Below are 24,434 nucleotides of genomic sequence, written 5' to 3'. Positions count from 1 at the left end.
CACGGATGGGCCGTACGGCACTCAGAAATGGAAATCTGAAAAGATCAGATCTCCGCACACTCACGTACGTAAGGTGGCGGCCGCCGCCGGGAACGGTCCTTTATCGAACTGGTGGCGACCGCATCTGCGCACCACTCGCCGGCTTTGCGCAACCAGTTCAGGACCTACCCCGGAGCCGTGTCGGCGGCCTCGAGAGCGAACGCGAGGACCGATCCATCCATCCATACAGCTCGGAGCCGACAATATGCGCATGGGCATGCTCGTCGCTGGACGCCGGCACCGTGTTATCCGAGCGCGCGTGCACGATCAGCGTCGGGCACGTGACGCGATCCAGCGATGCCGGAGTGAACGGACGGAAGTCGTTCTCCAAGCCCCGCCGACGTCGCTTCGCACCGAGCGACGCGCGAAGCGTCGCCTCCAGCTGCGCTGTGTGGCCGGGGATCGCCGCGAGCAGCGCAGCGCGATCGGACGCGACCACCTTGGTCTGGCTGCCCAATACGCGGAACAGTGCAGTGAGCGTCGGACTGGTCGCGTGGGTCAGCACCAGATCGGCGCAATGGTGAGGGTGTCCCGGGCTGCGAGGCGCGCTGCCCTCTGCGAATTCGGGCTTCTCCTGTGCTTTGAAAAGCTTGGACCGTTTGCCTCGTAGGCGGCCCTTGGCTTTGGCTACGGCCATCCCTTCCCGGGTTTGTGCGCGGATCAGGTCGGCTTCGAGTTCCGCGACCATGGCCAGGACGTTAAAGAGGAGCCGGCCGACGGTATCGGTGGGGTCGTGAATGGAGCCTCCGATGCTGAGCTTGACTTCGCGGCGGGTGAGTTCGTCGACAACGTCCTTTGCGTCGCGCAGGGTACGGGCCAGTCGGTCCTGTTTGGTCACGACCAGGGTGTCACCGTCCCGGCAGGCGGCTAGTGCTTCCCTGAGTCCGGGTCGTGCCCGGTTGGCGCCGGTCAGGCCTTGGACGGTGAACGTCTTCTCTGGCGTCACGCCATGAGCGGCCCGGGCGTTTCGCAGGGCGGTGAGGTCCTGGTCGTTGGTGGATACGCGCGCGTAGCCTATTAGCATGCCGGACCTGCTTCTAGCAGGTACCATTTACCCCTTTTGACCGGGCATTTTCTCGGGCGGGGCTCACGGGAATCGGGCGTACGCGGAACCATGCGCGTGGGTGTCATTTGCCGTACTTGGCTGCACAAATTTCAGCACTCGTTTGCACTGGCCATTCTGCCGGCATCGACCGTCGCTGCCATCCCGGATGGGGAACGTCTTGCGGGACGCTTAGCCGGGAATGCCCTGGCGTCCCGGTGCGGCTCAGGGGCGCGTACGCGTATTTCCGATGGCGGTAAGGACTCCATCAACGGATGCACCGGCAGTGCATACGAGGAACGTGATCGCGTTGGTCCAGCCAGCAGGGCCGGCCATCACAAAACCTTGACCGCCTGCACGCTGCCCGTTACAGGCTCGCCGCAACGGCCACTAGGCCAACAAGTCGTGAGCCTGCTCGGGGTCTCCGCCCTTGGACCCGCGCCTGCATCAGGCGTCGGCGCCGTGCAGGCTCCACGTCCGTGACACGCGACACACAACGGCGCAGAACCGAGGTCTACCTCAGGTCTGCGCCGCATGGCGTGATTTAGATGTCGGTGGCGATCTCGAACTGCGAGACCTGCGGGGCGCTGACGAGGAGTGAGCCGAGCTCGGTCGCACCCGCGCCGGCGCGCCAGGCACGGTAGGCCGAGTCGGCTTCGGCGGAGGCCCATCGCTCCAGCAGGATCAGGTGGGAGGAATCTTCGGCATCGACCAGGACGTCGACACCGAGGCAGCCGTCAAATGCCCGGGTGCCGGTGAGGATATCTCTCAGCATGGCCGGTGCATTGGCGACAGCCTCTGCTTTCAGACGAAGGTCGAGTAAAACGGTGAGTGCCATGGATGCTCCGATCAGGTGGGGTTGGTGCAGCGTCTAGAAGCTGAGGATCTGGTAGCCCTGAACGACCAGGTTGCGTGTGCTCGCTTCGCCCTTGTAGTCGGTGAGTAATGGCCATCCGCCGGTCTCGATCGGGTCGGAGACTCCGTGGGAGTTGACGCAGAAACCGCAGGCACCCAGGATGTTGTCCTGAAGCGCGACGGCGAGCGGGTTCATCTTGTGCTTGGGGTCGGAGATGGCGGCGAGAGACTCAACGCCGGAGCCGTCAAAGACCACCACGACCTCATCGCCGGCCTCCTTGAATTCGAGGGCGGTCTTGAGGCCGCGGTAAACGCGTGAGGTGTCGGAGCCGATGGGCTCGTAGATGACAACGGCGATCTTGAGTTCAGACATAAACATGTACCTCCTAGGTAGACCGATCTGGCCACTGCTAACTATACCGATCTGTCTGGTATTGTCCAATCATGGGATCCACGACTACCGCTGCGACACGGAGCGCCCGGGAACGCCTGCTGGCATCCGCGGCTCAGCTGTTTCAGGAACGCGGCATCAACGCGACCGGAATCGACCTCGTCGTTCGCAACGCAGGAGTAGCAAAGGCCAGCCTGTACAACAACTTCGCGAGCAAGGAAGCGCTCGTCGTGGCCTATCTGGAACAAGAGTTGGACGGCTGGGTTCAGCACTCGCGCTCCCTGGACGACCCGTTCGGCGCGCGCCCGGAGCGCGTGGCTGCCCTGTTCGAAGCGCTAGCGGTCTCAGTCGAATCCCACACCTTTCACGGCTGCCCGTTCACCAACGCGGTGATCGAGCTGCCCGAGTGCGTCAGCGTGCGCCGGGTAGCCGAACACTACCGTGAAGTCGTTCGCGCCCACCTCGCTTCCATCGCCGGCGAGGACCCAACCTCCACCTTGGTGTCTCGACTCTTTCTGCTCTACGACGCGGCCATCACGGCCGCTAAAGTGGGCCGCGACGCAGGCCTCGTGCGCCAGGCCAGCACCATGGCACAAGAACTCGTCTAAAACTCAGCTTCCAGGGAAGCGATCAATGAAGACATCAGCTGCGTTGCGGGCATTCGAGCTCAACACCCGACCGGTGCACCCGCCCTCCCGGGTGGCGCCCGACCAACGCTGGGAGGAAGCGACCTCAGAACGCCACCAAGTAGCGCCAAAGACCACATACACGCATTGATGAGCGTGGAAGCTCCATGGACGGTCGTCTGCGGAGACCTGGGTCAGAGCATGGAGCCAAGGTCGGAACCGACGGACGGATATGTCGCGGTCGCCGATTTTAGTTGTCGGGTGGTTAGGCCCAGCTTGATTGCGAGGCCGAAGATGTTGATCACTTCCGAGTAGCCGGGGCCGAGCAAATGTGCGCCGAGAATCTGATCGGTTGCTGTATCAATGATGACCTTCGTCGCCGCGACGGTCTCACCGACTCGGTAATTGGCGTACCAACTGCTGGTGTCGTTGTAGCGCACAGCGATATCACGGCCATCACGCACAGCTTCGTGCTCGAGCATGCCGACGCGGTTCAGTTCCGGGATCGTGAACACTGTGGTGGGGACGCCGGCATAGTCCGGCACGGTCATCGTGCCCTTGAGCATGTTGGATGCTGCCACCTTGCCCTCAAAAACGGCGACGGGCGTGAGGCGTTCTCCGGGAGTGTCGGCGGCGTCGCCGGCGGCGAAGACCGACGGATTACTGCGGCTTTGCAGGTGTCCGAACACATCGATCCCCTTCGGGCCCCAGGCAATGTTTGCCGCCGCCAGATCCAGGCCGTCGATGTTGGGCACCCGGCCTGCGCCGTGCACCACCAGATCTGTCTCGACGACGGTCGTGACGCCGTGCTGCTCGACGCTCACTTGAAGCCCCGTAGCGGTGCGCGCCACTGCACTAACTGAGGTGCTGTGCTTGACGCGGATGCCGGCTTGCTCACTGCGCTGCACGAGCAGATCGACGAGATCGGGGTCGAACGCGCGTAACGGCCGCGCCCCGTGATCGATGACCACGCAGTCCACACCAGCGCGGGCTGCGATGTGGGCGAACTCGAAGGAGACGAACCCGCCCCCGACGAATACGATCCGGCCGGGAAGCTCCTCGAGGTTGAGAAAGTCGGTGCTATCGATGAGGTGCTCGTGTCCGGGGAAGTCGAGGGGGCGCGGTCGGGCACCAGTCGCTATGAGAAACCGCTTCGCCTGGTGCCGTACGCCGTTGATTTCGAGGTGATGGGGCCCGGTGAAGTGAGCGGCACCGTGAAAAGTGCTCACACCGTTGCGCAGAAGTTCGTCTTCCAAGCTCTGAGGAACACCGTCGGTGAAACCGCGCTTGTGACGCATCAACGCCGCCCAGTCCAGCGTGAGCTCATTCTCGCTGATGCCTTTGCCCTGCATCAGATGGGCGGAGTCGATCACTTCCGCTCCCCGACGGAGAATCTTTTTCGGGTCACACCCGCGCAGCGCACACGTGCCCCCGTACGGCAGGGCATCAACGATCCCCACGCGCCATCCCTGTGCAGCGCACCTATTGGCTGCTGTGGTGCCGGCCATTCCGGCGCCGATCACAAACAGGTCGTATTCCTCAAACGTGTCGCTCATGCTGTGGTGATCGCATCGCGCAGTTGCTCCAGAGTCGGGGCGCCGGCCAATCCTGTCGGGGTCGTGTAGATGCGGCAGGCCATTCCCACCGGCGCTGCCGGGTCAGGAAAAAGGTCTGTTCCCCCCACCAGAATGCTCGGGGATCCCCGAAAATTGATTGCCTCTGCGTCTTCCAGATTCTCGACCAACCGCCGGGTCACGACGGTGCCGGGGCGTTCGACTGCGATCACCGCTAGCCGCTCAGCGGCAATTTTCCAGTTCGGGCACCCATCGAAGTACTGCAACGCAATATCCATGCCCTTACCGTAGACGTTGCACTATGGTGCAAGGTCAAGTGGTGGAATGGGACTATGCAAATTAGAGACCTGGCCATCGCGAGCGGCGCAACCGCACAGACCATACGGTTTTATGAGCGGCGCGGTCTGTTGGATCCCGCAGAACGTGCGGGGAACGGTTACCGCCGATACAACGAAGCGGCCCTCTCGCGCCTGCAATTCATTCGGTCTGCCAAGACGGCTGGTTTAACCTTGTCCGAAATTGGCAGCATCATCACGGTGAGAGAAGCAGGCGAGGTGCCGTGCGGGCACGTTTTAGACCTTCTCGCGGGGAAACTTTCGAATGTGCACCGCCGCCAACAAGAACTTGTACTTCTTGAAACAGAGCTGCAACACCTCATTGACGGGACCCAGCATCTCGATCCGGGCGATTGCGAAGCGGGCAGTGTCTGTCACCTCTTCACCCAAGCTCACCATTAGCGCACAACGTTCATTCACGCCATTAATCGGTGCGAATTCACCGCCATTTACCGCTGCAATTCAGACGTGGAACCATGCGGACTGTCTTCGGCACATTGCCGAGGGACACAAGGGGGACTACAGCAAAATTGGTGCTCCCTCGGGCAAGAGCTGGGACACTTTCGCGAAGTGGTGCATCGGGCAAACTCTTGGTTCTCCGTCGAGTGCGACGTATTAAAAGTCCAACGCCACTTACCTGTTCCAAGCGCCGGTTCAGATTTGGAGCAACGGGACCCTTCAGAAGGCTTATCAGAACCGAGTGTCAGTACGCACAAGCGACCGGGTCGTCGTGACCCCATACATTTCTTGAGCTTAGAATTAGAGATCATGCCTACTTCGGTCTCGAGCGCTAAACTCCTTGATGAACTTTTCTATTACCTCGACGAGTTCACTCCGCCCATCTTTAGCGCCAATCGTTCGCTCACTGTCGTGTCGGTTTCAGCGCCGGACGCCAGTGAACAATCGCCGGTCTTGATTTCCGCTAGTGAGTTCTCATCGCTCTACAGTGAGCTCCTTTCATCCGCGGTAGACGATCCGGCTCCGGTCTCACTTCGAGTAAGGGCCTTCCGTCTGTTTTCGGTCTTGCTCCAGGAAGCAGCGTGGGACCTGTCGGACCCAGGTTCGCGAGGCTACAGACTAGCTAAAGGCAAGTTCATCCCCTGGGACTAGAGCTTGATCAGTGTCACACCGCACGCGAACGTCAGAAGCCCGTGTGAGGCAGTAAGTCTTGTACCGGGCAAAGAAAGCACACAATTCGGCCGGTCGCTGCCGTTACTGGTGAGCAAGAAATTGGAGGCCGCTGCAGTTGCGGCGGCATGGACGTGTCGGTCGTGGGCATCAGAGCCGTGGAATGCGATGGACCCGTCAAAGTCGGCGATAATCTCGTCAAGGTTCTCGACGACGTCATCGTCGAGACGACGGGTGATGTTTCCGTCGAGTTCAGGCTTCACGCCCCGTCGAGCACGAACTATTTTGATGACGACGTCAATCGTTGCGTGGAGCTGGAACAACTGCTGCGTCTTGTTGAGCATGAGGAAGAGCCAGTTACGCGTCGTTCAACTCAGCAAGACATTGGCGTCGACAAAGACTCCTTGAAGCATGAGCCTCAGAGTATCGGTTGAGCAACAGCCACTACTTGTGTCCCGGTCCAGGTTCGGCTACCGGGACACAGTGTGTGCCGCGCGGTCGGGCCAGTCACGATGAGATGCTAGTTCTGTGGAATTGAACCAGGGCACCGATGCGCAAGCCGTTTTCATCCGCCCCTACGGTCAAGCGGATGCCGCAAACACATTGGCAATAATCCTTGCTGCGGTGACCGAGACCGCTGCCACCGACTACTCGCCGGAGCAGATTCAGGCGTGGGCTCGGCCAGAAGCGCGAGATCTGCCCACCTGGCATGCGTCGATGCAGGAGCGGAACAGTTACGTGGCCACCGTGGATGGTGCACCAGCAGGCTTCTCCGATGTGAACCCTGCTGGGTATATCGACATGCTGTTCGTTGCCCCTCGATACCAGCGACAAGGGGTAGCACGACAACTGATCGGACGCGTTGAGGTCCACGCGCGTCAGGCGCAGCTGACAGAACTGATAGCCGACGTCAGCATCACAGCCCGCCCCTTCTTCGAGCGCCACGGCTTCACCGTCGAGGTAGAACAGCACTCGGTGATGGGCGGCGTGTCGCTGACCAATTACAAGATGAAAAAGAAGCTCCTCGACAGCGCGGTGTGCCTGAGCGGGCAGCTTGTCTGCCACACTCAGGAAGAGGCGAACACTGTCCGGGATCACCTACCCACGGCACCTTGCCCTGACCCGCGCCGAACCGGGATGCTGTTCGTTTAACGTCACCCCGACGAGCGATCCGCTGGTGTGGCAGGTCGAGGAGTGCTTCGAGCACGCAGCTTTTTTCAAGGCTCATCCAGCAGGTCAACGATGACCACACCGTTGTCGAGGTCGCCTCCCGGCACGGAAACTCGGTGATCATGTCGAAAGACGACTACGACGCGATAACCGAAACTGCCTACCTGCTTCGGAACCCTGCGAAGGCCGAGCGGCTGCTCACGGCGATCGAGCGGGTGCGACGCGGAGAGTTCAAGCAGCACGACCTGACAACCGAGTGAGTCGGACTGTCGCCTTCGACCCGAATGGGTGGGACGACTACATCTACTGGCAAACCCAGGACCGCAAGACTCTGAGGCGCATCAACCAGCTAGTCAGCGACGCGTTGAGCGATCCGTTCGCGGGGAGAGGCAAACCTGAGCCCCTCAAGCACCTCCTTGCCGGCGAGTGGTCCCGCCGCATCGACGACACGAATCGGCTGGTCTACTACGTCACGGATGACCACATCATCATCCTGCAAGCTCGCGACCGCTACTGACCCGAGGTCTACGTGTCCTGCAAGAGGTCTCCCTGTGACACGGCTCGACCATCGGAATGACTGCTGGCGGTCTCTGGGTTCGGTTCTCCCGTTGCTGAGTTGCCTGGCCCGACAACACGATGATGCGGTCGATCTCGAGCGCATCGAGTAGCGCTGCCATGCCGCCGCCCGGCAGCGCAAAGGTCTGCCCCGTCGCAAGCGGTGTTCCTAGGTACCCAGGCATGCTTGGAGCGATGATTCGGAACCCGTTCACGAGCAGGTACTCGACCGCCACGAGCCCTTGATCCCACCCGCCGAGGGTGCCGTAGATGGCGAGAATCGGCTCGCCCCTGCCCCGCTCGGCGAACTCAACCGGTCCCGATCCCGTTGAAACGGTTCGCGGGATTTCCGCCAGGCACGCGCGGAAGTCTTTGGACGAGGGCGATCTCAGCGCGGTGGCCATGACCCACTATCGCTTCGACGGCGTGCGTGGTCAATGGCGCGAAATTTCGCGCGTGCAATTTCAGAGCGGATGCTGGCCCGCGCTCCCGACACAGGCTCGCGCTCATCCGTGGCGAGCGCACTATTCGCCCGGGCGCCGTCGAGTGTCACCGCCGTGGCCTCGACGGTTGACCGAACGCTATCCTCGACGGCATGACGCGAGACGGCCCATCCGAGTATGAAACAGACAGGGATGGCCTTCGCCTCCTGGCCGACAGTCGGCAGCGGACAGCCGACAGCCGACAGCCGACAGCCGACAGCGGACAGCCGACAGCCGACAGCCGACAGCCGACAGCCGACAGCTAATCAGGGCCAGCCCTGACCGCATCCTCGCCGGAGCCGACTCGATCACCGCACTGGTACATGCACCTCGATCGAGACGAGCGCCATCGCGTCGCTCAAATCACTGTGCAACATACCGGCACGGTGCCCGTCATCGTCGGGATCGGCACCGGGCGGAGAGGATGCTCCTTCAGCATTCGATCACGTTCACCGCGAGGCCACCTCGAGACGTCTCCTTGTACTTGGTCATCATGTCGGCACCGGTGTCCCGCATGGTCTTGATCGCTTTGTCGAGTGACACCTTGTGGCTGCCGTCTCCGTGGAGGGCGAGGCGGGCAGCGTTGATGGCTTTCACGCTGGCAATAGCGTTGCGCTCGATGCACGGGATCTGCACGAGCCCGCCCACGGGATCGCAGGTCAGGCCCAAATTGTGTTCGATTCCGATTTCCGCAGCGTTCTCCGCCTGGATGGGAGTTCCTCCCAGCGCTTCGCAAAGGGCGCCGGCGGCCATGGAACAGGCCGCGCCGACTTCGCCCTGGCACCCGACTTCCGCGCCTGAGATGGACGCATTCAGCTTGAACAGGATTCCAATCGCCGCGGCCGTCAGCAGGAAACGCACGACACCGTCGTCGTCGGCCCCCGGGACGAACTTCACGTAGTAGTGCAGCACGGCTGGGATGATCCCGGCCGCCCCGTTGGTGGGCGCCGTGACGATCCGCCCACCGGCCGCATTTTCCTCGTTGACGGCCAGCGCAAAGAGATTCACCCATTCCATCGCCCGCAGGGGGTCGGTGGTGTCCTCCGGCGCCTGCAGCGCGCGGAACAGCCCCGGTGCCCGGCGCGTGACCTGCAGGCCACCAGGCAGAATACCGTCGGCAGCACATCCGTTGGCCACGCACGTCTGCATGACGGACCAAATGTTCAGCAGCTTCGTGCGTAGCTCGATCTCCGTGTGCCAGGTGCGCTCGTTGGCCAGCATCACGTCGGAGATGCCGAGTCCCTCCCGGGCGCAGATTGCCAGCAGTTCATCGGCCGTCGTAAACGGATGCGGCAGGACAGTTTCATCCACAACCACACGATCCGCACCCACGGCATCCTCATCCACGACGAAGCCTCCACCGACGGAGTAGTAGGTGCGCTCCCGCACCACGCCACCATCGTGGCTCATGACCCGAAAGATCATGCCGTTCGGGTGTGCGGGCAATGATTTGCGCCGATGTAGGAGCACGTCCTCGGTGAAGTTGAAGTCAATGCCGTGCCGACCGGCCAGCATCAACCGTGCGTCGAGTGCGGCCGCCGCCACCTGGTCGTCGGCCGTTGCCGTGTCCACGGTTTCCGGGTCCAGGCCCTGGAGCCCGAGAACCACAGCCTTGTCCGAGCCATGGCCACGGCCGGTCGCGCCCAGCGAGCCGAACAGCTCCGCCTGAACCCGCACGATTCCGTCGAGCAGACCGTCCCGAGCCAGACCCTCGGCGAAGCGTTTCGCCGCGCGCATCGGACCCACCGTGTGGGAGGACGAGGGCCCGATGCCCACGGAGAAAAGGTCCAACACGCTCAATGCCATGTCGTGCTCTCCGCTACCGTGAACTCGCGCATACCGTCCAGGAGCCAGCGGCCCAGGTAATCGGCAAATGATGCCCGAGGGAATACGCGGAACGTTTCGTTGTCAGTTTTCCACAGGACGACCGGAACGTTGCCGATCACGGTGGCGATTGCCACGCCGGTCGAGAAGGCGCGGGGATGCAAGTCGGCCGCGCAGCTCTTCTCCAACACTGCCCGGGCGGAGGGTCCGGCCAGTTCGAACGTCGTGCGGTTGCTGGAGAGATCGACGGTTTGTCCGGCTCCATCGCCGAGGGCCGCCACTAGCTCGGCAGCGAGTGTGCCGTCAAGTGCCTCCTCCTCGGCAACCAGCAGAAACTCGTCCGGCCCCAGCCACAGCACGGCCATTCCGGCGACCCCTGTGGTCACCTGCCCACACGCGGTCGGCAGCCCTCCGGTGACGGCGCCGATGCGGCGACCCCCCTCGGAGAGCGGGTCGACACGGATGCCCACCATGACTTGGAACGGGATCTCCCGGAGGGAGACCCGAGCCTCGGCCGACGCGGTTTTCGCGAATTCCGCCCAAAGATGTTCCGCGGGACTGTGGCGACGCGCCGTCAGGTGCGTTTGTTGGACATCCGTTATTTGAGCATCCGTGCTTTCAGTCGTGTTAACCATCTCGGCGCTTCCCTTCGGCATCAAAAAGTACTGTTTCCCCAACGACGACGTCCACGCGCTCTGTTCCGAAGACGGCCACCAGGTGTTCCCCGATCCGGTCTCGACCGTTCGTGATCAGCGCGAGCCCGAAGGACCGGCCCAGGGCAGCACTATGATAACTCGACGTCACAAAACCCTGCATCGGAACGGGTCCGACTGCGGGGGTGATGGGCACACCGTGGTCGATGAGTTGGGTACCTTCCGGCAACCGGATCGTCCCATCCGTGGGCATTACGCTCACCAGGTGTTTCCGGCCCTCCGAGCGCACACCGGCACGCTCGTATGAGCGTTTGCCGATGAAGTCCTTGACCTTGGACACCACCCACTCCATGCCCGCATCCTGCGGGGTGACGGTACCGTCGGTGTCCTGGCCGACGATCGGGTATCCCTTTTCTGCGCGCAACACGTGCATGGTTTCCGTACCGTATGGGGTGATCTTGAACTCTGCGCCGGCCTCGGTCACGTCTTCCCAAGTCTGCAGCCCGTACCAGGCCGGAACGTTGATCTCGTAAGCCAGCTCACCGGAGAAGGAGATTCGGCAGATTCGAGCAGCAACGCCGGAGGCGAGCACCGTTTCGCGGAACGTCATAAAAGGGAAGGCCTCGGTAGACAGATCAAGCCCCGGCGCCAGCTTGCCGAGCACCGCACGGGACTTCGGCCCGACGACGGCGATCGTGGTCCATTGCTCCGTCACTGACGTGCAGCTCACGTCCAGCTCCGGCCACTCGGTCTGCAGCCATTCCTCGAGCCAGTCCAGCACCTTCGCTGCACCGCCGGTTGTGGTGGTCATGAAGTAGCGGTCGTCATCCAGTCGAAGCGTCACGCCGTCGTCGAAGATCATGCCGTCGGGGGTGCACATGACGCCGTAACGGGCCGAGCCGGGCGCGAGCTTCTTGAAGGCATTGGTGTAAATGCGGTTGAGAAACTCCCCGGCTCCGGTGCCGCGGATTTCAATCTTGCCCAGAGTCGTGGCATCCATGTAGCCCACAGAGTCGCGCACAGCCGCGCATTCGCGCAGCACGGCAGCGTCCATGTCCTCGCCCGCAAGCGGGTAGTACCACGGACGTTTCCACTGGCCGACGTCCTCGAACAGCGCACCGCGCTGTTCATGCCAGGTGTGGATGGACGTCCGGCGAGCGGCGTCAAACAGGTCCCCGCGCTTTCGACCGGCCAAGGCCACGAACGACACCGGCGTGAACGGAGCACGGTACGTCGTGGTGCCGATCGAGCCGATGTCGGCGTCAACGGCGGTGCCCTGTCGGCGAAAAGCAGCAGCAATGACGCCGATCGCGTTCACACCAGAGGTCTTTCCCTGGTCATTGGCGGTGCTGATAGAGGTATAGCGCTTGATGTGCTCCACGCTGCGGAGCCCCGCCCCCGTAGACCGCCAGACATCGGCCACGCTTTGGTCGCGTTGAAAATCGACGAAGTGATGGTTCCAGTCTGACGTCGTCCCTTTGGTTCCGCCGACCAGCCAGAGGGCACGGGTCGGCGCGACGGGCTGCGCCGGACGAGCGGGACGGGCCAACGTGGCGATGGCAGCAGCTACGGCCGCTCCCGTGGAGAATCCGGCGTTGACAGCGGCAATCGCTCCCGCGGATACACCCTCGGCGATACAGTCGGCCAGTGCATAGCTCCCCCGCGCTGCACCGACGACCTGCTGGTCGCGAACCACCGTCGACGGTACGAATCCGACGAGATCCTGGTCCCAACGCACCTTGCCCTGGGCCTGACTGTGCAGGTGTACCACGGGGCTCCAACCGCCGGAGACTGCCAGGAGGTCAGCCTTGAATTCCTCAATGCCACCCACCGGCGCACCGTCGTCGTCGATCCGGGCGACCGAGACCCGCGCCAGGCGCTGCTCACCCACGGTGTCAACCACAGCACTGCCGTAGAGAACGCGTACGCCCGTTTTGGCCGCCACGAGCGCTGCGAGCGCCGACGGCGCTGGCCGAGCGTCGACTACCGCTGCCACCTCTATACCCACCGCACACAGGTCGGACGCGAGCAGGTATGCGCTGTCGTTTGTGGTCCCGATCACGACGCGGGAGCCCGCTGCCACACCGTACCGGTTGAGGTACGTGCGGGCAGCAGACGCCAGCATGATGCCGGGGCGGTCGTTGTTTTCGAAGACGATCGGTCGTTCGTGCGCGCCGGTCGCCAGCACCACCTGGTTCGCACGGATGTGCCAGATGCGGAGGTGCGAGACGCCGTCGGCCGGGGCCGTCTGCAGATGGTCGGTACGGTTCTCGACGGCGATGAGGAAGTTGCTGTCGTAGGAGCCGAACACCGTCGTGCGGCACAGGATCGTGCACTCGGGGATGCTGGCAAGTTCGGCTCTGATGTCGGCGACCCACTCGAGGGCATCGACGCCGGCTACCTGCTCATCACGGCCAGAAAGCAGTGTTCCGCCCAGCTCGGGCTGGTCGTCGATGAGGATTATGCGGGCGCCAGTGCGGGCCGCCTCCCGTGCCGCTGCCAGCCCGGCTGGACCGCCGCCGACCACAAGAACGTCGGTGTGAACATACTTCTTGTCGTAAACCGCTTCGTCATCGCTCGGGTCAAGCTGACCCAAGCCGGACAGGAATTCAGCCTCAAGACCGTCAACCAGCTCCACGGTCGTGGCTGGGAGCATAGATTCGGCGACGTGGCCGGGGAATCGTCCCGCCACCTTGACCAGCGCATTGGGCTCCTCCACGCCAGCAGACATGATGCCGCGCGGTCGGTTCCCATACAGAGAATTGCCAACCGACACGCGGCCTGCGGCGAGCAGCGCGGAGGCCAGAGTATCGCCAGGATGGCCGGCGTACCCGACGCCGTCCACGATGAAGTTGAAAACCGTACCGCGGTCAATGCGTCCGCCATGGCTGAGCCGATTGGATTGAGTGTGCTGACCGGTCATAGCTGGACTCCTTCCGGTGTTCCTTGGCGGGTAGTACTCATGCCCATACCGGTCGTGGGTTGCGACGTCCGCAGGGCTGGCGGCTCCTGGCCAATGCGATAGACGGCCGTGATGTCATAGCTCACGGTGTCCCGGAGCATATTGAACCACTTTCGGCATCCCGCACTGTGCACCCATCGCTCCGCAAAGAGCCCTTTCGTGTTCTGGCGGTAGAAGAGGTACTCCGCCCACTCCCGGTCGGTGAGTTCTGCCGGATGCTCGGGGTAGGCCACGTGGGCTTGTCCCCCATAGTGAAATTCGGTTTCGTTGCGCGGCCCGCAGTTGGGGCATGGAAACAGCAGCATGGCGTGCTCCTTACGTTCTGAGAGGTCGATTTCTAGTGAGCCACGGCGGCGGCGCCGTGCTCGTCGATCAGGGCGCCGGTTTCGAAACGTTCCAGAGAGAACGGCTTGTTCAGGGCGTGCGGGGCCCCGGTGGCGATGGTGTGGGCGAAGGTCAGGCCCGCTGCCGGCGTTCCCTTGAAGCCGCCGGTTCCCCACCCGCAATTAACGTACATATTCTCAACCGGTGTGGTCCCGATGATGGGCGAGGCATCCATTGTGGTGTCGACGATGCCGCCCCAGGTGCGCAGCACATGGGCCCGGGCGAAGATCGGAAACAGCTCGACGGCGGCGGCCATCTGCTCTTCGATGACGTGGAAGGATCCACGCTGGCCATAGCCGTTGTACGAGTCGACTCCGGCCCCCATCACCAGTTCGCCCTTGTGGGCCTGGGAGACATACACGTGTACCTGATTCGACATCACCACCGTCGGGTGAACGGGTTCGTGCAGCTCGGACACCAACGCCTGCAGCGGGTGGGACTGGATCGGCAGCCGAAACCCGGCCATTTCGGCGAGCAACGAACTGTGTCCGGCCGCGCACAGTCCCACTTTGCCGGTGCTGATGGTGCCACGGCTGGTTTCCACGCCGGTGACCCGCTCGCCGTCTTTGATGAAGCCGGTGACCTCACAGTTCTGGATGATGTCGACCCCCAGCTCGTCGCATTTGCGGGCAAACGCCCACGCCACGTGATCATGCTTGGCGATGCCGGCCCGGGGTTGGTAGGTGGCACCCATGACCGGGTAACGGATGTTGTCGCTGATGTTCAGGATCGGGCAGAGTTCCTTCACCTGCTTCGGGTCGAGCCATTCGGCGTCGACCCCGTTGAGTTGGTTGGCGCCGACCCGACGGATGCTTTCACGAACGTCCCCAAGAGTATGGGCGAGGTTCATGACGCCACGCTGGCTGAAGAGAAAGTCGTATTCGAGCTCTTCCGGCAGGATCTCCCAGAGTTTGAGCGATTGCTCGTAGATCGCCGCGCTCTCATCCCACAGGTAGTTAGAGCGGATGATGGTGGTATTGCGGGCCATATTCCCGCCAGCCAGCCAGCCCTTCTCCAGGATCGCGATGTTCGTCATCCCGTGATTCTTCGCCAGGTAATACGCCGTCGCCAACCCGTGACCGCCGCCACCGATGATCACGGCGTCGTACGACTTCTTGGGATCGGGGTTGTGCCACAGGAACTCCGGGTGCTCCTTCAGCTGTTGGGTACTCACTGAGCGACTCCGCTCAGCACGGCCACGATTGGTTCTTCGGACGATACCGGCGCGGACAGCTGCGGATACAGCGGAAATTTCTCTGTCAGCTTCCGAACCCGCTCGCGCAACAGGATCGCGGAATCCTCACTCAGGTCACCCGAAATGGCGGCCGCGATAATGTCAGCGACCTCGGTGAATTCGGCACGGCCAAATCCGCGGGTGGCCAGTGCCGGTGTGCCGATCCGCAGCCCGGAGGAAATCATGGGCGGCCTCGGGTCGAACGGAACGGCGTTACGGTTCACGGTAATGCCGATGCGGTGCAGCCGATCCTCGCCTTGCTGGCCGTCAAGGGCGGAGTTGCGCAGGTCGACCAACACGAGGTGCACGTCCGTGCCGCCGCCCACCACGGAGATTCCGTATTCCGCGACATCCGAGGCGAGCAGACGTTCGGCGAGGATTTTGGCACCCTCGAGGGTGCGTTCTTGGCGCTCGCGGAAAGCTTGCGTGGCGGCAATTTTGAAGGCGACCGCCTTCGCGGCGATGACGTGTTCCAACGGGCCGCCCTGCTGACCGGGAAACACCGCGCTGTTGATCTTTCGTGCCAGGGACTCACGGCTGAGGATCACCCCGCCCCGAGGGCCACCCAGGGTCTTGTGTGTCGTCGTGGTGACGACGTCGGCGTACGGAACCGGGTTCGAGTGCAGACCAGCAGCTACCAGCCCGGCGAAGTGCGCCATATCCACCATCAGATATGCGCCGGCGAGGTCTGCGATGCGGCGGAACTCCGCAAAATCGAGCTGTCGGGTGTATGCGGACCACCCGGCCACGATCAGTTTGGGTTGGTGTTCCAATGTCAGCGCTTCCAGTTCGACCATATCCACGGTCATGTCTGATTCGCGCACGTGGTACGCAATGGCGTTGTACAACTTGCCGGAGAAATTCAGCCGCATGCCGTGCGTCAGGTGCCCGCCGTGGGACAGGTCCAATCCCAGGATGGTGTCGCCGGGGTTTAGGAGCGCCGCCATGGCGGCGGCGTTCGCTTGCGCGCCCGAGTGTGGCTGCACGTTGGCGGCCTCGGCACCAAAGAGTGCCTTCACTCGGTCGATCGCCAGCTGTTCAATCACGTCAATGTGCTCGCAGCCACCGTAATAGCGCTTGCCCGGGTAACCCTCCGCGTACTTGTTGGTCAGTACCGAGCCCTGTGCTTCCATGACGGCTGCGGGGGCGAAATTTTCAGAGGCGATCATTTCCAGTGTCGATTGCTGACGAGCCAGCTCTCGAGTGATGGCCTCGCCGACCTCGGCATCTACGCTGGACAGAGTACCGGTGAGCACATCGGCCATGGGTTAGCTCCTTGCAAATCGCCGCTAATACGTAACTATTAGCCAATTGATATATTAGATTAAGTGCAACAATATAGTGCGGCCAGTTCGACGTCAAGGACTTCCTCTGGGGCAAGCGACCCGAGGAGAAACCATGACGAACGCTACAGCAGCGGCTGAGCCAGATCTGTCGTTGTCAGAGCATGCCTACCGCAGTCTGCGCGACCAGCTGATCATGCTGGAGATACGCCCGGGCGATGCCATCAACGATTCAGCCCTGGCGGCGAGCCTCGGTATTGGGCGCACCCCCGTGCGCGAGGCGCTCAAGCGACTCGAGAGCGATCACCTCGTCGTCTCGTACCCGCGCCGCGGAACTTTTGCCACCCGCGTCGACTTCACCGAGTTGGCAGACATTTCGGAGATCCGCCAATTACTGGAGCCACTCGCGGCCCGACGTGCGGCGCAGAACGCCACCGCGCCAATGCGCGCAAAATTCCGAGATTTAGCCGCTAGTATTGCAGGTTCAGAACCTGGCAACTCGGACCAGCATGACCTGATGCGCTTTGACATCAAAGTACACCGGCAGATCTATGCCGCAGCCGGCAATGCGCATCTGGAAGACGTGCTGATCCGCTACGACAACCTGGCAACGCGCATCTGGTGTCTGGTGCTCGACAAAATCCCATCCGTGGTCGGGCACATCACCGAGCATGTCAAGCTGCTCCAGGCCATCGCCGACGGTGACGGCGAACTTTCCGCTGGGCTGGCCCTCGAGCACGTGACCAACTTCGAGAAGACCATCCGCACCGCCCTTTAGACGGTTCCTGGTGGGCGGCGCCTGCCTCAGGCGGCGAAAAGAGCTTCGCGTACCGCCTGCTCGAAGCCACTCACGTGGATCCGCGCGAGTTCGGCGGCACCTGCCTCATCTCCGTCGATAACGGCACGGAGCAGGTCCACATGCTCATGGACGTGCCGGGACAGGTCAGGCAGGCGATCCAGGACCATGCACCAGATTCGTGTCGCAAGATTGTCGTAGCGGATCAGGACATCTTCGAGGTGGGGATTGGCGGCCGCCGCATAAATGCCGCGGTGCACGCTGGCGTCCAACCGCAGCGTTTCGACGACGGACGCTGCGCTCGCGTCGAATCCCTCGACGGCGCGCATGACCTCCCGCAACTGTTCCCTGGCAGACACCGTGGCCACGCGGGCAGCCCGGGAAGCGGCAAGGGGTTCCAGCTGCGTGCGGATTTCGGAAATGAACGCAAGGTCAGTAACGTCCACGCGGGTCGCGAAAGTTCCTCTCCGCGGGTAGGACACAACGAGGCGATCGAGCTCCAGCCGTTTCAAGGCTTCGCGCACCGGCGTGCGCCCGACGCCCAAGTCTTTGGCGAGCTCGCCATCACTGAGTAGATCGCCAGGCTTGATGTCCAGAGTCAGCAGCCGATCGCGAACGCGTTCGTAGGCTATATCCGCCAACGACCTCCGTGCGGCATCAGCACCAGCACCAGCACCAGCACTCACCCAAGCTTCAACCGCCATTCGTTGACCCCTTTCAAATCGAGCAAGAAGGCTATTGACCTATCTCAGTCGCCAGTATACGCTGATCACAAAATCAGATATATCAGTAGTAATACTGCCAATATATATAGGGGCGGAGACATGACGCTAATTTCGACAGACTCATCTACCAGCACACTGCCTCAATCGGAGGTTCTTGGGCAAGAGCAGACGAAGAAGTTCGTTCTCACATTGTCGTGCGTCGAACGCGCAGGCATCGTCCACGCGGTCACAACGTTCCTGTTCGAGCGTGGCTTCAACATTGAAGAACACCAGCAGTTCGATGACGGCCTCCGAGAGACTCTGCATCTCCGCACCGCATTCTCGGGCCCTTCTACTTACACCCCGGACGGTCTCGAGGAAGAATTCCGATCGATTGCTGCCCGCTTCGACATGAAATTTAGCTTTCATGACGAGACGAAGCAACGCATCCTGGTCATGGTGTCCAAGTTCGGGCACTGCCTGAACGACTTACTCTTTCGCTGGCGGGGCGGAAGCCTCCACGGCGACATTGCCCTTGTGGTTTCCAATCATGAAACCCACCGGGCAATGGTTGAGGCCGCCGGCGTCCCCTTCATCTACCTCCCGGTGACTCCCGCGACCAAATTGGACGCCGAGCGGCGCTTACTGGAACTGGTGGAGGAGCAGAAAATCGACCTCGTCGTGCTTGCCCGGTACATGCAGGTTCTGTCCGATGACCTCTGCCGCTCGCTGGAAGGCCGCGCTATCAACATCCACCATTCCTTTCTCCCGGGATTCAAGGGCGCACGCCCTTACCACCAGGCCTACGACCGTGGCGTAAAGCTGGTGGGCGCCACGGCCCACTACGTCACTGCGGAACTCGATGAGGGGCCAATCATCGAACAGGAAGTCATCAGGGTCGACCACAGCTATGGACCGACCGCTCTTTCAACAGTCGGACGGGACGCCGAAGCACTGGCACTCTCCCGGGCCGTGCGCTGGCACTGCGAACACCGTGTACTTCTGGATCGGAACAGCACCGTCGTGTTCCGGTAAGTAGAAGCCACCCAACCAGCAGGTATTGACACACAAAAATCAGGAGGAGAAACCACATGGCATCGACGCCAAGCATTGTCATTATCGGAGCTGGAATAGTCGGAACGAACCTGGCCGATGAACTCGTCACCCGAGGTTGGAACAACATCACTGTGCTGGACCAAGGGCCGCTGCACATGCCCGGGGGCTCAACGTCCCACGCCCCCGGTCTCGTCTTCCAGACAAACGCCTCGAAATCCATGGCACTCTTCGCCAAATACACGGTGGAGAAGCTACTCTCCTTGACCGAAGACGGCGTCAACTGCTTCAACCAGGTCGGCGGCCTCGAAGTCGCCACCACCGAGACCCGTCTCGCTGACCTGAAGCGAAAGCTCGGATACGCAGCATCGTATGGAATTACCGGAAAAATTCTTTCACGTGAAGAGTGCATGGAGCTCTACCCGCTCCTGAACGAGGAAGATATCCTCGGTGGACTACATGTTCCCAGCGACGGCCTGGCCAACGCCGCCCGCGCCGTTCAGTTGCTGATCAAGCGCACGGAAGCCGCGGGCGTCCAGTACCTGGGCAACACCACTGTCACGGGTATTGAACAGTCCTGCCGGCGCGTCACAGGTGTCCAGACGTCCGACGGTGTTATCCCCGCGGACATCGTGGTTTCCTGCGCAGGCTTTTGGGGGGCCAAGATCGGCGAAATGATCGGCATGTCCGTTCCTCTTCTACCCTTGGCCCACCAGTACGTCACGACCACTCCGGTACCAGCATTGAAGGGCAAGAACAGCCTGCCCAACGGGGCCTCCTTACCCATCCTGCGACACCAGGACCAGGACCTGTACTACCGCGAGCACGGCGAGCGCTACGGCATCGGTTCCTACGCCCACCGCCCAATGCCCGTGGACCTCGACGAACTCGGCACCTTTGAGCCCGCCACGATCAGCGAACACAACATGCCCTCCCGGCTGGACTTCACCGTGGATGACTTCCTTCCGGCCTGGGAGGCCACCAAGCGGATCCTGCCCGCGCTTTCGGAAAGCAATATAGAGGATGGCTTCAATGGCATTTTCTCCTTCACCCCCGACGGCGGATCCCTGGTGGGCGAGTCCAAGGAGTTGGACGGCTTCTTCGTTGCCGAAGCCGTGTGGGTGACCCACTCTGCCGGTATCGCCCGCGCCGTTGCCCAACTGCTGACCACCGGAAGGTCGGAGATCGATCTGGGTGATTGTGATATTCACCGCTTTGAAGAGGTCCAGTTAACCCCGGAATACGTCAGCGAAACATCACAGCAGAATTTCGTCGAAATCTACGACGTCCTCCACCCACTCCAGTCCAAGCTGTCCCCCCGCAACCTCCGCGTGAGTCCGTTCCACGCGCGCCACAAGCAGTTGGGCGGGTTCTTCCTGGAGAGCGGCGGATGGGAACGCCCCTACTGGTTCGAAGCAAACGCGGAGCTGTTGAAGGAGATGCCGGACAGCTGGCTGCCGCCAGCTCGCGACGCGTGGTCGGGGATGTTCAGCTCGCCCATTGCTGCCGCGGAAGCGTGGAAGACCCGCACGGCAGTTGCCATGTACGACATGACTCCGCTCAAGCGCCTCGAGGTCTCCGGCCCGGGCGCTCTGAAGCTGCTGCAGGAACTCACCACTGCGGACCTGGCCAAGAAGCCCGGTGCAGTCACGTACACCCTCCTGCTGGACGACGCCGGCGGCATCCGAAGCGACATCACCGTGGCCCGGTTGAGCGAAGACACCTTCCAGCTCGGAGCCAACGGAAACATCGACACTGCCTACTTTGAGAGGGCAGCCCGCCATCAGACTGAAAGCGGGAGCGCCAGCGACTGGGTACAGGTGCGCGACACGACGGGCGGCACGTGCTGCATTGGCCTCTGGGGGCCCCTCGCTCGGGACCTGATCAGCACCGTCAGCAGCGACGATTTCAGCAATGACGGTCTCAAATACTTCCGCGCCAAGAAAGTAGTCATCGGCGGCGTCAACGTAACGGCCATGCGCTTGTCCTACGTCGGCGAACTGGGCTGGGAACTCTACACAAGTGCCGACAACGGTCAGCGCCTCTGGGATGCGCTCTGGAAGGCCGGCCAGCCTCACGGTGTCATAGCGGCAGGCCGTGCAGCTTTTGGTGCGCTGCGTCTTGAAAAGGGTTACCGATCCTGGGGCACGGACATGACGACCGAGCACGACCCCCTGGAAGCCGGACTGGGATTCGCCGTGAAGATGGCCAAGGCATCCTTCGTCGGAAAAAAAGCGCTGGAAGGCCGTAGCGAGGAAAACTCCGAACGGAACCTGTGCTGCCTGACGGTCGACGACGGCCGGAGTATCGTCCTGGGCAAGGAACCGGTGTTTTACAAGGACCAGGCGGTCGGCTACGTCACCAGCGCCGCCTACGGCTACACCGTCGCAAAACCGATCGCCTACGCGTACCTTCCGACGGCTGTCACTGTCGGGGACTCTGTTGAGATCGAGTACTTCGGCCGGCGCATTCAGGCCACGGTCACCGCAGATCCGCTCTACGACCCCACGATGTCCAGGTTGCGCGGCTAACGCCCCGCCGGGGCCGTTATGAAAATGGAGTGCCAGCACCTCTGAGGGTCGATGCGCGGTGTGCGCAAACCCGGGCCACGACTTCCCGTTTAGCCGTAAGCCGGGAGCAAGCTCTGCTGGCGGTCCGGACTGAAGCACTCAGCCGTGATGCACGACCGCGAAGAAATCTCTGGACACACATCCAGGCCTGCAATACGATGCCTCAGATATATCTTTACTGGTGATTTAGGAATATCAGCCGTCAAAGGCCGAATTATGATTTTCGATTTGGAGGAGGCTCTCAACCTTCTGCCCGATCTGACCCCAAGGGCCATGTGTAACCACAGGCCTATGCCGCATCGAACAAAGGACACGCTTATGCCTTTTAATAGTGACCTAAAATCCCATACACCCGAGGAGTTACCTGCCAACAATGATGTGGCAGAGACTCCGCGTAATGACGAGTCCCGAAGGGGGGAGAAGAGTAATGCAATCATTGGTGTCTCCGGCGAAGTAGACACAATCCCCGCACGCGCCGTGCCGGACGCCGAGTACGGGCAAATCCTCGAAGAATTGCGTCATGCCCAGACCGAGCAGGCAGTTGCGGATCGCCGCAACCATAAGCTCAGTCTCGACAAAATCATCTTCGGGATCACCGGCGCCATCGCCATTGCCTTTGTTGTCTGGGGCTTTGTGGGACGCGATAGTTTGTCCAGCACTTCCACGGGTGCCCTCAATTGGGTCATGGAGTACACCGGCTGGCTCTTCATGCTCGTGGCATCGCTCTTCGTGATCTTTGTCCTGTGGCTGGCCCTGGGTAAGTTCGGCAACATCCCGCTGGGTAAGGACGGCGAAAGGCCCGAATTCCGCACTGTCTCCTGGATCGCAATGATGTTCGCCGCCGGCATGGGCATCGGGCTGATGTTCTACGGCGTGGCCGAACCCCTTTATCACTATATCTCTCCCCCGCCCGGCACCGTGGACGGACGAACCCCCGAAGCCATCCAGACTGCCATGGCCACCTCGATCTTCCACTGGACGCTGCACCCCTGGGCCATGTATGCCATTGTCGGCATCCCAATTGCCTACGGGACGTACCGCCTGGGTCGCAGGCAATTGATCTCCGTCGCATTCACGTCACTCTTCGGAGTCAGGACGGTCGAAGGGCCAGTCGGGAAGTTCATCAACATCCTGGCCATTTTCGCCACCTTGTTTGGAACCGCTGCATCGTTGGGCCTTGGTGCCCTGCAGATTGGCAGCGGCATGACGTCCAACGGGTGGTTCGGCGAGATCGGCACCCCCGTGCTCGTGGCGATTGTCGCTGTCCTGACCTTGTGCTTCGTCGCTTCAGCCGTCTCTGGAATCAGCCGCGGTATCAAGTGGCTTTCCAACATCAACATGGTCCTGGCCGTCGTCCTGGCATTGATCGTCTTCGTCGCGGGCCCCACTCTCTTCATCCTTAACTTGATCCCCTCTGCAGTTGGCGAGTACGCCCGCGACCTGGCCGAAATGTCGTCCCGGACTGAAGCGGTCGGCGATGAGTCGCTGCGCAGCTGGATGAGCAGCTGGACAATCTTCTACTGGGCCTGGTGGATCTCATGGACCCCGTTCGTCGGTCTCTTCATCGCCCGCATTAGCCGCGGTCGCACCATCCGCCAGCTCGTCACCGGAGTGCTTCTGGTGCCCAGCGTCGTCAGCGTGATCTGGTTTGCCGTCTTCGGAGGCGCAGCCTTCCAAATTCAGCAGGAAGCCGACAGAACCAACACCCCGGGCCTGGTCACCGTGGTCGACGGGACACCGACCGTCAACTTCGACGGAGCACTCTTCGACCTGATCAAGAACCTGAGCATGCCTGACTGGGCCACTACTGCCGTTATCGTGCTGGCCATGGTTTTGGTCGCTATCTTCTTTATCACTGGTGCCGACGCTGCCTCAATCGTGATGGGATCGCTCAGCTCCAATGGCGCCGAGCACCCCCGCCGCGGAGTGATCATCTTCTGGGGCTGCCTCACCGGTGCCGTGGCGGCGGTCATGTTGCTGGCCGGCGGCGATGCACCATCGGAAGCCTTGGCTGGCCTGCAACGAATAACCATCGTGGCAGCGCTACCGTTCGTCATCGTCATGGTGTTGCTCTGCTTCGCTCTCACCAAGGACCTGCGTCGCGATCCTCTCTTCCTGCGGCGTCGCCTGGCCACATCCGTCGTAGAGCGAGCAATGCGCACCGGCGTGGAACAACACGGCGGCGTGCAGTTCGACCTCGTGACAAAGCACGACTGCGCCGAGAAATGCTCCGACTCGGACTGCCCGGGGGGCACTCGCACGGGGAGCATCCCAACCTTCGAGCCCCAGCAGCCGGGCCCGGACGGTAAATAGCGGCGCACCTTAGGTAGCAGCCCACCTCGGCGGCACGCGGCTTCTTCAGGCCCGTGCCGCCGAGCCTCACCCACCCCCAACGAATAGCAAAGGTATGTACATGTCCCAGCTCCGCGACCAACAACAGACGCTACGGATTAGCAGCGAAGGGAAAGATTTCGTGGATATCCAGTTGGAGTGCTCAAATCCAGTCACTGTTCAGCTGCAACTGGATGGCGGCTGCAATTGCCAACACGACCAAGGGAACCGCCCGGGCTCGTATGTTGACAGTGACCTCGGTCCTCGCTGACGGCAGCGGCGTCCCGCGCCCTGATTAATAGTCCTTGGCGCCCGGCCGCATTTTCGGAACTGTTTCGACAGCGACGCGCAATGGACCACATTCGCGAATACCGCATCCATACACGGCTCAGCAAACGGCTCAGCAAACGGCAGATCCTGTCCGTTCGTCTTTACCATTGCTG

General features: G+C 61.9%; 22 protein-coding genes and 1 pseudogene. 10 read left to right on the top strand and 13 right to left on the bottom strand.

Annotated elements, in window-relative coordinates; all coding sequences use genetic code 11:
- Positions 1-610: 610 nt before the first annotated feature.
- The 3 genes and pseudogenes from E3O11_RS13490 to E3O11_RS13480 all read right to left on the bottom strand — a co-directional run.
- Positions 611-1,090, bottom strand: a pseudogene (locus E3O11_RS13490) (recombinase family protein); the annotation flags it as partial.
- A 535-nt stretch (positions 1,091-1,625) separates the two neighbouring features.
- On the bottom strand, positions 1,626-1,919 hold the full coding sequence (locus E3O11_RS13485) for a putative quinol monooxygenase (RefSeq protein ID WP_092448665.1): 294 nt from the start codon (positions 1,917-1,919) through the stop codon (positions 1,626-1,628).
- A gap of 33 nt (positions 1,920-1,952) precedes the next feature.
- Positions 1,953-2,309 (bottom strand): DsrE family protein, encoded by a 357-nt coding sequence (locus E3O11_RS13480; RefSeq protein WP_092448666.1) that lies wholly within the window; start codon positions 2,307-2,309, stop codon positions 1,953-1,955.
- Between the two features lie 71 nt (positions 2,310-2,380).
- On the opposite strand from E3O11_RS13480, the gene E3O11_RS18490 reads away from it, so the two are divergent.
- Positions 2,381-2,935, top strand: a complete 555-nt coding sequence (locus E3O11_RS18490) for a TetR/AcrR family transcriptional regulator (RefSeq protein WP_092448667.1) — start codon at positions 2,381-2,383, stop codon at positions 2,933-2,935.
- Between the two features lie 212 nt (positions 2,936-3,147).
- Here the strand turns inward: E3O11_RS18490 and E3O11_RS13470 are convergent, their stop codons facing one another.
- Together E3O11_RS13470 and E3O11_RS13465 are read right to left on the bottom strand one after the other, a co-directional pair.
- Positions 3,148-4,509, bottom strand: a complete 1,362-nt coding sequence (locus tag E3O11_RS13470) for a dihydrolipoyl dehydrogenase family protein (RefSeq protein ID WP_092448668.1) — start codon at positions 4,507-4,509, stop codon at positions 3,148-3,150.
- Positions 4,506-4,805: a thioredoxin family protein gene (locus E3O11_RS13465; RefSeq protein ID WP_092448669.1), complete on the bottom strand. Its 300-nt coding sequence runs from the start codon at positions 4,803-4,805 to the stop codon at positions 4,506-4,508. The genes E3O11_RS13470 and E3O11_RS13465 overlap by 4 nt, the downstream gene beginning before the upstream one ends.
- Before the next feature lie 54 nt (positions 4,806-4,859).
- Here E3O11_RS13465 and E3O11_RS13460 point away from each other — a divergent pair, with 54 nt between their 5' ends.
- Positions 4,860-5,264, top strand: coding sequence for a heavy metal-responsive transcriptional regulator (locus tag E3O11_RS13460; protein ID WP_092448670.1), 405 nt, complete (start codon positions 4,860-4,862; stop codon positions 5,262-5,264).
- Positions 5,265-5,630: 366 nt separating this feature from the next.
- Positions 5,631-5,972 carry a hypothetical protein gene (locus tag E3O11_RS17705; protein WP_092448671.1) on the top strand — a complete coding sequence of 114 codons (342 nt, stop codon included), beginning with the start codon at positions 5,631-5,633 and terminating at the stop codon, positions 5,970-5,972.
- On the opposite strand, the gene E3O11_RS13455 is transcribed toward E3O11_RS17705, so the two are convergent.
- Positions 5,969-6,334, bottom strand: a complete 366-nt coding sequence (locus tag E3O11_RS13455) for a hypothetical protein (RefSeq protein ID WP_134477528.1) — start codon at positions 6,332-6,334, stop codon at positions 5,969-5,971. The genes E3O11_RS17705 and E3O11_RS13455 overlap by 4 nt on opposite strands.
- A gap of 184 nt (positions 6,335-6,518) precedes the next feature.
- On the opposite strand from E3O11_RS13455, the gene E3O11_RS13450 reads away from it, so the two are divergent.
- Genes E3O11_RS13450 through E3O11_RS13440 form a run of 3 tightly spaced genes read left to right on the top strand, consistent with a single transcriptional unit; the run spans position 6,519 to position 7,677 of the window.
- Positions 6,519-7,142, top strand: coding sequence for a GNAT family N-acetyltransferase (locus E3O11_RS13450; RefSeq protein WP_241991032.1), 624 nt, complete (start codon positions 6,519-6,521; stop codon positions 7,140-7,142).
- 17 nt (positions 7,143-7,159) lie between these two features.
- Positions 7,160-7,420, top strand: coding sequence for a type II toxin-antitoxin system Phd/YefM family antitoxin (locus E3O11_RS13445; RefSeq protein WP_092448673.1), 261 nt, complete (start codon positions 7,160-7,162; stop codon positions 7,418-7,420).
- Positions 7,417-7,677 (top strand): Txe/YoeB family addiction module toxin, encoded by a 261-nt coding sequence (locus E3O11_RS13440; protein WP_092448674.1) that lies wholly within the window; start codon positions 7,417-7,419, stop codon positions 7,675-7,677. Before E3O11_RS13445 ends, E3O11_RS13440 begins: the two co-directional genes overlap by 4 nt.
- 952 nt (positions 7,678-8,629) lie before the next feature.
- Here the strand turns inward: E3O11_RS13440 and E3O11_RS13435 are convergent.
- The 6 genes from E3O11_RS13435 to glyA are packed head-to-tail and all read right to left on the bottom strand — an operon-like array spanning position 8,630 to position 16,519.
- On the bottom strand, positions 8,630-10,003 hold the full coding sequence (locus E3O11_RS13435; protein ID WP_092448676.1) for an L-serine ammonia-lyase: 1,374 nt from the start codon (positions 10,001-10,003) through the stop codon (positions 8,630-8,632).
- Complete coding sequence (locus E3O11_RS13430) at positions 9,994-10,656, bottom strand: sarcosine oxidase subunit gamma (protein WP_092448677.1); 663 nt, start codon at positions 10,654-10,656, stop codon at positions 9,994-9,996. The genes E3O11_RS13435 and E3O11_RS13430 overlap by 10 nt, the downstream gene beginning before the upstream one ends.
- Positions 10,649-13,597: a 2Fe-2S iron-sulfur cluster-binding protein gene (locus tag E3O11_RS13425; protein WP_092448678.1), complete on the bottom strand. Its 2,949-nt coding sequence runs from the start codon at positions 13,595-13,597 to the stop codon at positions 10,649-10,651. Before E3O11_RS13425 ends, E3O11_RS13430 begins: the two co-directional genes overlap by 8 nt.
- Positions 13,594-13,941, bottom strand: coding sequence for a sarcosine oxidase subunit delta (locus E3O11_RS13420; protein ID WP_092448679.1), 348 nt, complete (start codon positions 13,939-13,941; stop codon positions 13,594-13,596). The genes E3O11_RS13425 and E3O11_RS13420 overlap by 4 nt, the downstream gene beginning before the upstream one ends.
- A 32-nt stretch (positions 13,942-13,973) precedes the next feature.
- Positions 13,974-15,194 (bottom strand): sarcosine oxidase subunit beta family protein, encoded by a 1,221-nt coding sequence (locus E3O11_RS13415; protein WP_092448680.1) that lies wholly within the window; start codon positions 15,192-15,194, stop codon positions 13,974-13,976.
- Positions 15,191-16,519, bottom strand: coding sequence for a serine hydroxymethyltransferase (gene glyA / locus E3O11_RS13410; RefSeq protein ID WP_092448681.1), 1,329 nt, complete (start codon positions 16,517-16,519; stop codon positions 15,191-15,193). Before glyA ends, E3O11_RS13415 begins: the two co-directional genes overlap by 4 nt.
- Before the next feature lie 133 nt (positions 16,520-16,652).
- Between glyA and E3O11_RS13405 the strand changes: the two genes are divergently transcribed.
- Positions 16,653-17,315 (top strand): GntR family transcriptional regulator, encoded by a 663-nt coding sequence (locus E3O11_RS13405; RefSeq protein WP_092448682.1) that lies wholly within the window; start codon positions 16,653-16,655, stop codon positions 17,313-17,315.
- A 26-nt stretch (positions 17,316-17,341) separates the two neighbouring features.
- On the opposite strand, the gene E3O11_RS13400 is transcribed toward E3O11_RS13405, so the two are convergent.
- Positions 17,342-18,037 carry a GntR family transcriptional regulator gene (locus E3O11_RS13400; RefSeq protein WP_092448683.1) on the bottom strand — a complete coding sequence of 232 codons (696 nt, stop codon included), beginning with the start codon at positions 18,035-18,037 and terminating at the stop codon, positions 17,342-17,344.
- A gap of 120 nt (positions 18,038-18,157) precedes the next feature.
- Here E3O11_RS13400 and purU point away from each other — a divergent pair, with 120 nt between their 5' ends.
- The 3 genes from purU (at position 18,158) to E3O11_RS13385 (ending at position 23,973) form a co-directional block, all read left to right on the top strand.
- Positions 18,158-19,072: a formyltetrahydrofolate deformylase gene (gene purU, locus E3O11_RS13395; RefSeq protein ID WP_092448684.1), complete on the top strand. Its 915-nt coding sequence runs from the start codon at positions 18,158-18,160 to the stop codon at positions 19,070-19,072.
- Between the two features lie 56 nt (positions 19,073-19,128).
- Positions 19,129-21,621, top strand: a complete 2,493-nt coding sequence (locus E3O11_RS13390; RefSeq protein WP_092448685.1) for a GcvT family protein — start codon at positions 19,129-19,131, stop codon at positions 21,619-21,621.
- A 255-nt stretch (positions 21,622-21,876) separates the two neighbouring features.
- Positions 21,877-23,973: a BCCT family transporter gene (locus E3O11_RS13385; protein ID WP_373866145.1), complete on the top strand. Its 2,097-nt coding sequence runs from the start codon at positions 21,877-21,879 to the stop codon at positions 23,971-23,973.
- Positions 23,974-24,434: the final 461 nt, after the last annotated feature.

Source organism: Cryobacterium levicorallinum (assembly GCF_004402405.1).
GTDB lineage: Bacteria > Actinomycetota > Actinomycetes > Actinomycetales > Microbacteriaceae > Cryobacterium > Cryobacterium levicorallinum.
This window is presented reverse-complemented; position numbering and strand designations above follow the sequence as displayed.

Bases quoted from the DNA above. Each gene is read 5' to 3' on its own strand.
- E3O11_RS13485 (WP_092448665.1), bottom strand. From the start codon at position 1,919: ATGGCACTCACCGTTTTACTCGACCTTCGTCTGAAAGCAGAGGCTGTC.
- E3O11_RS13480 (WP_092448666.1), bottom strand. From the start codon at position 2,309: ATGTCTGAACTCAAGATCGCCGTTGTCATCTACGAGCCCATCGGCTCC.
- E3O11_RS18490 (WP_092448667.1), top strand. From the start codon at position 2,381: ATGGGATCCACGACTACCGCTGCGACACGGAGCGCCCGGGAACGCCTG.
- E3O11_RS13470 (WP_092448668.1), bottom strand. From the start codon at position 4,509: ATGAGCGACACGTTTGAGGAATACGACCTGTTTGTGATCGGCGCCGGA.
- E3O11_RS13465 (WP_092448669.1), bottom strand. From the start codon at position 4,805: ATGGATATTGCGTTGCAGTACTTCGATGGGTGCCCGAACTGGAAAATT.
- E3O11_RS13460 (WP_092448670.1), top strand. From the start codon at position 4,860: ATGCAAATTAGAGACCTGGCCATCGCGAGCGGCGCAACCGCACAGACC.
- E3O11_RS17705 (WP_092448671.1), top strand. From the start codon at position 5,631: ATGCCTACTTCGGTCTCGAGCGCTAAACTCCTTGATGAACTTTTCTAT.
- E3O11_RS13455 (WP_134477528.1), bottom strand. From the start codon at position 6,334: ATGCTCAACAAGACGCAGCAGTTGTTCCAGCTCCACGCAACGATTGAC.
- E3O11_RS13435 (WP_092448676.1), bottom strand. From the start codon at position 10,003: ATGGCATTGAGCGTGTTGGACCTTTTCTCCGTGGGCATCGGGCCCTCG.
- E3O11_RS13430 (WP_092448677.1), bottom strand. From the start codon at position 10,656: ATGGTTAACACGACTGAAAGCACGGATGCTCAAATAACGGATGTCCAA.
- E3O11_RS13425 (WP_092448678.1), bottom strand. From the start codon at position 13,597: ATGACCGGTCAGCACACTCAATCCAATCGGCTCAGCCATGGCGGACGC.
- E3O11_RS13420 (WP_092448679.1), bottom strand. From the start codon at position 13,941: ATGCTGCTGTTTCCATGCCCCAACTGCGGGCCGCGCAACGAAACCGAA.
- glyA (WP_092448681.1), bottom strand. From the start codon at position 16,519: ATGGCCGATGTGCTCACCGGTACTCTGTCCAGCGTAGATGCCGAGGTC.
- E3O11_RS13405 (WP_092448682.1), top strand. From the start codon at position 16,653: ATGACGAACGCTACAGCAGCGGCTGAGCCAGATCTGTCGTTGTCAGAG.
- E3O11_RS13400 (WP_092448683.1), bottom strand. From the start codon at position 18,037: ATGGCGGTTGAAGCTTGGGTGAGTGCTGGTGCTGGTGCTGGTGCTGAT.
- purU (WP_092448684.1), top strand. From the start codon at position 18,158: ATGACGCTAATTTCGACAGACTCATCTACCAGCACACTGCCTCAATCG.
- E3O11_RS13390 (WP_092448685.1), top strand. From the start codon at position 19,129: ATGGCATCGACGCCAAGCATTGTCATTATCGGAGCTGGAATAGTCGGA.
- E3O11_RS13385 (WP_373866145.1), top strand. From the start codon at position 21,877: ATGATTTTCGATTTGGAGGAGGCTCTCAACCTTCTGCCCGATCTGACC.